Source organism: Nitrosomonas sp. GH22, from assembly GCF_009833115.1.
Lineage (GTDB): Bacteria > Pseudomonadota > Gammaproteobacteria > Burkholderiales > Nitrosomonadaceae > Nitrosomonas > Nitrosomonas eutropha.
The window spans coordinates 1-2427 of the sequence record NZ_QRCA01000069.1; the positions used below are offsets into that span (position 1 = coordinate 1).

Consider the following 2427-nt stretch of genomic DNA (forward strand, 5'->3'; position numbering starts at 1 on the left):
CGCAATCTACTGAAAGCATACGGTTTTATTGGCAGCATGAGTCGTCTGGGAAATTGTTGGGATAATGCGGTTGCGGAAAGTTTCTTTGGCAGCCTCAAGCAGGAACGCTGCCAATGGCGGCATTACCAAACCCGCCATGCAGCACAGCAGGATATTTTGCAGTATATCGCCGTGTTTTATAATAACCAAAGACTGCATTCATACCTGGATTACAAAAGTCCGAATCAATATGAAGCAGAAGCAGCAAAATCGATAAAAGCAGCTTAACTGAGGTGTCCGATTTTACTTGACCACGTTAGGATGACAGCGTTAAGGGTATGGGAAAAACAAACGCCCTTTTTCATAAAAGCCGAATGTACTGGGAAACGGTTTGGTCGTCAACCTGACCGGGAAGCCACCCGAAATTCTTAAATTTATTGTTGATCAGCAGCAAAAAGTGTTGGTTTGAGGCTCTTTTTCGCTATCTGCGTGAAAGACACCCAAAGGTCAAGGTCAGCCCAGTGATGAAGAGAACTGATAGGAACGAGCACAGGATCAGGTTGGCTCGAACGGATTAAAGATCTGCGCAGGTACTCTAGGCGGCGCTCGGGGGGACAAGCCAGGATGGTCAAGAATTTTAGTGATTGCGCCAGATTCCAGGTGGCGGCGATGATTTTCAGGGTCCCCCCCCCCCCCGCAATGCGGGCAATCCTCAATCAATATTGAACATCCGCTTGAGCAAACGCGCAGTGCGGCCCCCTCGGTGCGCCGGCCAAATCCGAGTGCCAGCACAAAGTGCCCGGCGCAACCGCCAGCAACATCCTTTTATATCAGCGATACGAATATGCTGCTTACTGGCTTATTACCCACTAAAATGGATAGTACAGGTATTTTTATTGCTACGGCACTGGACAAGTGACAACCTCTTACGAACATTACTGGCCTGTGAAGCCAACACAACTCTGATTATCGGAGATAATTTATCTGCTGCAGTATTTTTCTGATCGTGAGTTGACCCAGCCTGCCAATTACCTGCTTCAGCACGAAAAACTCTAATCTCAGGGAAAAACCATGAATCCTCCCAGCATTGCCTCCACATTCCCCGCTACAGAAGAACTTATTGTATTGTCCAGGGAGCGCACAGCCAAATCCCTGGATTTCAGCAAACTGGTGGATGCCATTGCCACCGCCGCCCTAGAGTACGATGCCGGCCAGATTCAGAGCCCGGAACGCATGGTTGTACCCTTTGGGATTGGTGGCGTAATGCTGAGCATGCCGGCCACCGCGCATGATATCGGGATTCACAAACTCGTGACTGTACAACCCGCAAACAAGGAGCGGCAACTGCCCACCATCCACGGCACGGTAACTGTGTGCGATACGGAAACCGGCAAACCCATCTGCCTGCTTGACGGCCCGGAGGTGACTGGACGGAGAACGGCCGCTGTCACAATGCTTGCAATCCGTACCTTCCTGAAGCAAGCGCCTCATGAAATCCTGCTGATTGGAACAGGTGTACAAGCACGCCACCACGTTCAGGCGCTCTACGCATTGTATCCACAATCAAAAATATGGGTACGTGGGCGCAGTGAAACTGCTTCGGCAGCTTTCTGTGACCAGTATCAGCCCCTCCATAGCAAGCTTGTTCCCGCAGAGCATTCGATTTCCGATAATGTAAATGTCGTCATTACTGTCACGACAAGCACACAAGCTGTCTATAACGAAACCGCCTTACGTGATCGCCTGGTGGTCGGCGTAGGTGCTTTCACACCGGAGATGGCCGAACTTGGCAAGATCACACTTAATGGTAGCGCTATCTTCGTTGATGATCTGGTCAGTGCGCGTCATGAGGCTGGCGATCTCATTCAGGCTGATATCGACTGGTCTTGCGTGCGCTCGCTGGCTCACGCCCTTCAAAACCAGCTCGACGAATCCCGCCCCAGGGTTTTCAAGAGCGTTGGCACTGGCGCCTGGGATCTCGCGGCCGCGCGTGTGGCACTGCAAGCCATTTAGACCAAGAGCCTGTTCAAGATCTCGATCAAGGGGTGCACTAGGCAAAATTGAACGATAAAACGGAGCATACTTGGAGTATGTAAGCATTTTGAGTTCAATTTCAATACCGTAATGCACTCTTCAAGTGAGATATTGAACAGGTTCTAAGTGTTTAGTCCCACGGTGTGCTGGAATGGGTCAAAGATAAAACGATCTGGCTCATTTTTCCAGATTTTGCAGATGTATTCATAGGGTGTTAGGCCTTTGAGAGCTTTTAGTCTTTTGGCGAAGTTATAAGCCATCACAAAGCGATGGAGATGGGCCTTCAACTGATCGTGTGAGTCGTAATAATACCGTTTTACAGTCGCATCCTTGATGGTTCGATTCATGCGTTCAACCTGACCATTGGTCCAGGGATGGTTGGGTTTGGTGAGACGGTGCTCGATGCCGTTGATC

Annotated in this window: 3 protein-coding genes; 2 read left to right on the top strand and 1 reads right to left on the bottom strand. The window is 50.0% G+C overall.

Translation table 11 applies throughout. The annotated features are described in order from the left end of the window. Both ABF86_RS12280 and lhpI read left to right on the top strand, forming a co-directional pair. Window positions 1-267: IS3 family transposase (locus ABF86_RS12280; protein WP_160803654.1), on the top strand; the 267-nt coding region annotated here is incomplete at its 5' end. A gap of 783 nt (window positions 268-1050) precedes the next feature. Further along, window positions 1051-1992 (top strand): bifunctional Delta(1)-pyrroline-2-carboxylate/Delta(1)-piperideine-2-carboxylate reductase, encoded by a 942-nt coding sequence (gene lhpI / locus ABF86_RS12285; RefSeq protein ID WP_083341467.1) that lies wholly within the window; start codon window positions 1051-1053, stop codon window positions 1990-1992. A 143-nt stretch (window positions 1993-2135) separates the two neighbouring features. On the opposite strand, the gene ABF86_RS12290 is transcribed toward lhpI, so the two are convergent. Then, window positions 2136-2427 (bottom strand): integrase core domain-containing protein (locus tag ABF86_RS12290; RefSeq protein ID WP_160803605.1); only part of this gene is annotated, 292 nt, incomplete at its 5' end.

What these genes read in the sequence shown, in the direction of transcription:
- lhpI (WP_083341467.1), top strand. Translation starts at nt 1,051, where the DNA reads ATGAATCCTCCCAGCATTGCCTCCACATTCCCCGCTACAGAAGAACTT.